Genomic DNA, 5,788 nt, shown 5'->3' on the forward strand with positions numbered 1-5,788 from the left:
TCTGGTGGCGCAGCCTGGGCCGCAACAAAAAAAGCGTGACCCTGGACCTCAAACAGGACAAAGGCCGGGACATCGCCCGGCAACTGATCGACAGCGCCGACGTCCTGATCGAAAACTTCCGCCCCGGCGTGATGGAAGACTGGGGGCTCGGCCCCGACGTCATCAAGCAGAGCAACCCGGCACTGGTCTACTGCCGGATCTCCGGCTTCGGCCAGACCGGCCCCTACGCCAAAAAACCCGGCTTCGCCTCGGTCTGTGAAGGCATGAGCGGCTTTCGCTACGTCAACGGCCACCCGGACCAGGCGCCGGTGCGCCCGAACCTGAGCATTGGTGATACCATCGCCGGTCTGCACGCGGCGCTGGGCATTACCCTGGCGCTGTTCGAGCGCGAGCGCCAACCGGGCGGGGAGGGGCAGGTGGTGGATGTGGCCCTGTACGAAGCCATGTTCAACCTGATGGAAGCCGTGGTGCCGGAATACGACGGCGCCGGTGTGATCCGAGAGCCCTCGGGCACCACCGTCACCGGCATCGTGCCCACCAACACCTACCGGTGTCAGGATGGCAAATACGTGGTCATCGGCGGCAACGGCGACTCCATTTTCCAGCGCCTGATGCGCGCGGCGGATCGGCCAGAGATGGCGAAAGATCCACGCATGGCCACCAACGCCGGGCGCGTCGAATGCGTGGAAGAAATCGATGGTGCATTATCCGACTGGTGTGGTTCTCTCGCGTCCACCGAGCTTCTGGCCAAACTCGAAGCGGCGCGGGTGCCCTCGGGCCCGATCTACAATGTCGCGGATATGATGGCCGACCCGCACTTTCAGGCGCGGGGCCTGTTTGAGCAGGTCGAGATCAATGGCAAGCCGCTGAAAATCCCGGCGATGATGCCGCGCCTGGACAGCACCCCGGGCGGCACCAACTGGCCGGGCCCCGAGGTGGGCCAACATACCGACGGCGTATTGCAGGAGGCTTTGGGCCTCAGTGCGGAAGACTTGAGTGATTTGCGCGAACAGGGCATTGTGTAGCGGCCCGATACGACGCCCGATAGAACGAGTAATCTGTTATGAACAAAACCGAAGAACGACCCGACGAGCCGCTAAAGCCCGGCCGCTATCGCCACTACAAAGGCAAGGACTATCAGGTACTGGAAGTGGCCACCCACAGTGAAACCGGGGAGGCCATGGTGGTCTATCGTTGCCTCTACGGCGACTACAGCCTCTGGGTCCGGCCGCTGTCCATGTTTAACGAGTCGGTGGAAGTGGCGGGGGAAACCGTGCCGCGTTTTGCCTATGTGGAACCCATGGAGAAGGATCACCTGTGGGCGGGACAGTAACGACGGACGACCTGAACGCGCGGGACGAACACTGGATGCAGCGCGCCCTGGCGTTGGCCGAGCAGGGTGCCCAGCGAGGCGAAGTGCCGGTCGGTGCCGTGCTGGTCCGCGACGATGAAGTGCTCGGCGAAGGCTTCAATCAGCCCATTGGTGCTCAGGACCCCACCGCCCACGCCGAAGTGGTGGCGCTGCGTCAGGCCGCTGCAGCGGAGCAGAACTACCGCCTGCCGGATACCACTTTGTACGTGACCCTCGAGCCCTGCACCATGTGCATCGGCGCCCTGATTCACGCCCGCGTCGCACGCTTGGTCTACGGCACCACCGAACCCAAAGCCGGCGTGGTGGAAAGCCGCAATCAACTCGCACAGACGGACTACTACAATCACTGGCTGGAAGTACAGGGCGGCGTACTCGCCGAAGCCTGCCAGCAGCAACTGACCGACTTTTTCCGCCAGCGCCGGGCCGAAATCAAGGCACGCAAACAGGCGCAAAACCCCTCATGAAATATTACGACTGCGTGATTATCGGCGGTGGCGCCGCCGGCCTGATGTGTGCCGCCACGGCGGGTTTTCGCGGGCGAAGCGTGGCGGTGTTGGACCATGCCAATAAAGTGGGCAAAAAAATCCTGATGTCCGGTGGCGGCCGCTGCAACTTCACCAACTACGATGTCTCGCCGGAAAACTTCATTTCCGACAATCCCCACTTCTGCATCTCCGCCCTGCGCCGATATACCCCTTATGACTTTCTGGCGCTGGTGCAGCGCTACGATCTCCAGTATCACGAAAAAGCGCTGGGGCAATTATTCTGTGATCACAAATCCCGGGATATTCTCGATATTCTATTGGCCGAGTGCGACCAAGCCGGCGTGAGCATCCAGACCCAGTGCACCATTGAATCGATCGAGAAAACCGACAGCGGCTTTACGTTGACCACAACCAACGGCGGTGTGCAGTGCGAATCCCTGGTGGTGGCCACCGGCGGCCTGTCCATTCCCACCATGGGCGCCACCGGCTTCGGTTACCAGATCGCCAAACAGTTCGGCCTGCCGATCACCGAGCGTGAAGCAGCACTGGTACCCTTCACCCTGAGCGGCCAGTGGCTGGAGATTGCCCGTTCCCTCTCGGGCGTGTCCTTGCCGGTGACAGTCGAGTGCGGAGAGCAGCGCTTTGCCGAAGCGCTGCTGTTCACCCACCGGGGCCTGAGTGGCCCGGCCATCTTGCAGATTTCCAATTACTGGCACCGCCAGGAAGCCATCACCATCGACTTCCTGCCCGGAGAATCTCTCGGGGAGCTGCTGAACCAGTGGCGCTCCGACGGTCAGAAAACCACCCTGAAAAACCGCCTCTCTCGCCACCTGCCCAAGCGCTTTGTGGAAACCTGGCTGGAACTGCCGATCTTCCCGAGCGGCCTGCAGGACAAACCCCTGGCGGAGTGGAGCCGCACCGACATGGACGCCCTGTGCGACGGCTTCCACCGCTGGCAGATCGTCCCGCCGGGAACCGAAGGCTACCGCACCGCGGAAGTCACCCGCGGCGGGGTGGATACCCAGGCGGTGTCCTCCAAGACCTTTGAGGCAAGAGCGGTGCCGGGGCTGTATTTTATTGGCGAGGTACTCGACGTGACCGGTTGGTTGGGGGGCTACAACTTCCAGTGGGCCTGGGCCAGTGGGTACTGTGCAGGGCGGGTGATTTGAAGATTTAAAGCTCATATTTGAATTTCTGAAAAATTAGTGCACACTTTACATTCAGGCGGTTAACGCTTTTTTGACCCGATAAAATAAAATTTAGAAAAATCAATGGCTTACTGAAATTGGTTAAAGGTAAGCGTGCCGCAGGTCGGGAGAAACAGTGCCAGCACACTTTTACACCCAGGGAGGAAGGTATTGTTGTCGGGAGTTGGTTGAGTGTCAGCACTTTACCCCGTGGCCTACCTTGACTCATAAACGTACAGGCTTGATATACAGTTGTTAGATTCTGAGGGGCTTTTTTGGATTTACCACCTAGTTTTTTAGCTTCCATGTTTGGTGCCATATTAGGGTCCCTGTTGGCAGGTGTGGGGTTTCTCTACAGACGTTCTGCTGAATATAAAGATGAATTCCGAGGGCTAATATTCACGCTTCTAGGAGTCTATAGTTCGTTAAGAGCTACGCAAATCCTCAAACCAAGAAATTATCTTGAAGCATGCGCTGAAGTGATGGAGCGTCTAGGCCACAAGAACTTGGCGAAAAATGAAGAGTTTTTCCGGATTATGGAGCCTCTAGTTAAGCCCCAGCTGGAAGCAATGCTATCCCAAGTCAATGGTTGGGATGACGCAGGTTATGTCCAAAAGCTCGAACGAATTGCTCGAAATAATCCCGTGCTAGCACATCGCCTTAAATCTAATTCGCTGCTAATGGATATTATCCCTCAAGTCCGTGAGTATTGGGTTCGTTATTTGGAGATGCTTAGTGATAACGACCTTTCAGCGGAGCATGTTGAGTCTGAACTTCCAAAAATGGAGAGTGAACTTGTCGAGCATCTTTTGGCCGAATTGAGGTCAGATATTCTTAAGGTTTCCAAATCTATTGGTATTATCCAATACGTTAGAGTGAGACGTCTTTTTAATGTCTATAAAAAACGCACTTCTGAGAATATTTTGGAGCCATTATTCAAAAAATTGATTTCATGAGTCATCATGCTTATGAACAAAGATCAGACAAGACTTAACCATGCGCTATTTCGGGACAATTCCCTTCCGCTTCGCGGCTCCAAAGTGTCCGAAAAGTTTCTTTTTATGTAACCGTTGCTTGGAAGACGTCGCCCTTTTGAATGTGGTTTTGTTGGATGTGCAAAATTAATTATCTAAATAATAGGCGGAGAAGGTGATGGCAAGAGTAATCGAAGAAAAATTGGAGTACTGCAAAAGGTGTTCTAAAACTACCAAGCATCATCGAAATAATAGTAAGTCAAGCGGGTTTATGCTTCTGGTGCATCTGATTCTGACTGTCGCAACTGTTGGTGTGTGGTTGCTGCTTGTCATCGTATGGAAGATTTTAAATGTGCAGGTCGGTGGCTGGAAATGCAGTGAGTGCGGAAGCTAAGTAGTACATAATAAACGGTTGTTGCTGATCCTTTGGAGTGAACGGCTTTCCCGCTACTGAATGGCTGCAAATCCGCTCCAAAAGCCGGTCGCTAGCTTTTTTGAGAGAGGTTCATGATCCTATACAAGTACATGTCCTTCAATGCCGCTCGGAAGGTGATCGATTCCCTATCAATAGGATTTTCATGCCTTGAAGACTTGAACGATCCTTTTGAGTGCACAGCCTTTGGTTTTCGAGATGGCGATGATTCTATAAGCGCGAAAACAGCCACGGATGCGTGCAGAAACCGCTTCTCGAGAAAATACGGTGTCTTATCGTTGACTCGGCAGCCGTTAAACGCGCTTATGTGGTCGCATTATGGAGACTCTCACCAAGGGGTGGTCCTTGGGTATGATTGTGATTTGGCCGGATTTTCAGACCCGCAAAGCAATGTGATTTCAAGCCAGTATGGAGAGATGATCTACTCAGCTACAAAGCCTCATAAGGATCTCCCTGTGATTGGCGAGCATGAGCTGATGAACATTGGCGGTAAACTTCGTTTTGACTCGAATGCCTACAATTTGATGAAAAGAGCTTTTCTATATAAGTCTCTTGAGTGGGCATACGAAGAAGAAGTCCGTATTGTAAAAAATATTGAAAATATCCCCTTCGGATATCACACAGGTAGTGGTCGATATCGTGAGTGGAATAAAGTAATTGTCTCTGGTCGACCTTTATACTGCCTTGATGTGCCGGAAAACTCGCTTAAAGAAATTTATTTAGGGCGAAATTTATATAGAAATGTTACCAAAGGTGGCTCTGTTACTGACAAAGAGTTGAAGGATGTGCTTCAGTCCTGGGGGAGAAAAGATGTCAAGATGATGCAGTGTGAACCCGATGTTAAATCGTGGAACCTCGTCGCAAAAAAATCTATCAACAAAAGCTAACCCGTGGCTGTTGACGAGCGCACTCGCGCTGGGACTTCGTTATACCGAAAAGCGACGGCGTTGAATGCTTTGTAGGAATAATGAGGGTGGAGTAGTGACACATCCAAAATTCATCGTAGGGAGTTTCGTCGAGGCGTTGGCGGCCTCGCGGTTGATTGAGTCAGCTATAGTCATAAAGCTTTCGAGTGATCCGTTGCTCGACATTCCGGGTGCAGGGGCAATAGTCGAAGGTTATGATTGGCTTGACAGTACTGGGTCAAATACGAGGTATGACTTAGTGGTCCTCGATCTTCCATTGGGGACGGCCCGAAAGAAGATCGAGATGGGTGGCTCAACAATCAGTGCTCGGGGAAGCTGGATAGAGTTGTACAAAGCACTTAACCTGCTTACCTCAAAGGGTTTGTGTGTTGCAATAATGGAGTCGACCTGTAGTGGCATAGTGATTCTGGC

The 5,788-nt window shown here is 53.5% G+C and carries 7 protein-coding genes; all 7 read left to right on the plus strand.

Going from position 1 to position 5,788, the window contains the following annotated elements; translation table 11 throughout:
- Positions 1 to 1,025, plus strand: a 1,025-nt coding sequence (locus B3520_RS17025; RefSeq protein ID WP_286876475.1) for a CaiB/BaiF CoA transferase family protein, incomplete at its 5' end; no start/stop codon positions are given.
- A 38-nt stretch (positions 1,026 to 1,063) separates the two neighbouring features.
- A complete protein-coding gene (locus B3520_RS17030; RefSeq protein WP_024460561.1) occupies positions 1,064 to 1,333 on the plus strand; it encodes a DUF1653 domain-containing protein in 270 nt (89 codons plus the stop codon).
- Entirely contained in the window at positions 1,318 to 1,836 is a 519-nt protein-coding gene (tadA, locus tag B3520_RS17035; RefSeq protein ID WP_286804633.1) for a tRNA adenosine(34) deaminase TadA, read from the plus strand. Before B3520_RS17030 ends, tadA begins: the two co-directional genes overlap by 16 nt.
- Complete coding sequence (locus B3520_RS17040; protein WP_286804632.1) at positions 1,833 to 3,026, plus strand: NAD(P)/FAD-dependent oxidoreductase; 1,194 nt, start codon at positions 1,833 to 1,835, stop codon at positions 3,024 to 3,026. The genes tadA and B3520_RS17040 overlap by 4 nt, the downstream gene beginning before the upstream one ends.
- Before the next feature lie 293 nt (positions 3,027 to 3,319).
- A complete protein-coding gene (locus tag B3520_RS17045; RefSeq protein WP_152521622.1) occupies positions 3,320 to 4,000 on the plus strand; it encodes a hypothetical protein in 681 nt (226 codons plus the stop codon).
- A 525-nt stretch (positions 4,001 to 4,525) separates the two neighbouring features.
- Complete coding sequence (locus tag B3520_RS17050) at positions 4,526 to 5,338, plus strand: DUF2971 domain-containing protein (protein ID WP_286804631.1); 813 nt, start codon at positions 4,526 to 4,528, stop codon at positions 5,336 to 5,338.
- A gap of 94 nt (positions 5,339 to 5,432) precedes the next feature.
- Positions 5,433 to 5,788, plus strand: a 356-nt coding sequence (locus B3520_RS17055) for a hypothetical protein (protein WP_286804629.1), incomplete at its 3' end; no start/stop codon positions are given.

The sequence above is a fragment of the Marinimicrobium sp. UBA4509 genome (genome assembly GCF_002388575.1).
Taxonomy (GTDB): domain Bacteria; phylum Pseudomonadota; class Gammaproteobacteria; order Pseudomonadales; family Cellvibrionaceae; genus Marinimicrobium; species Marinimicrobium koreense.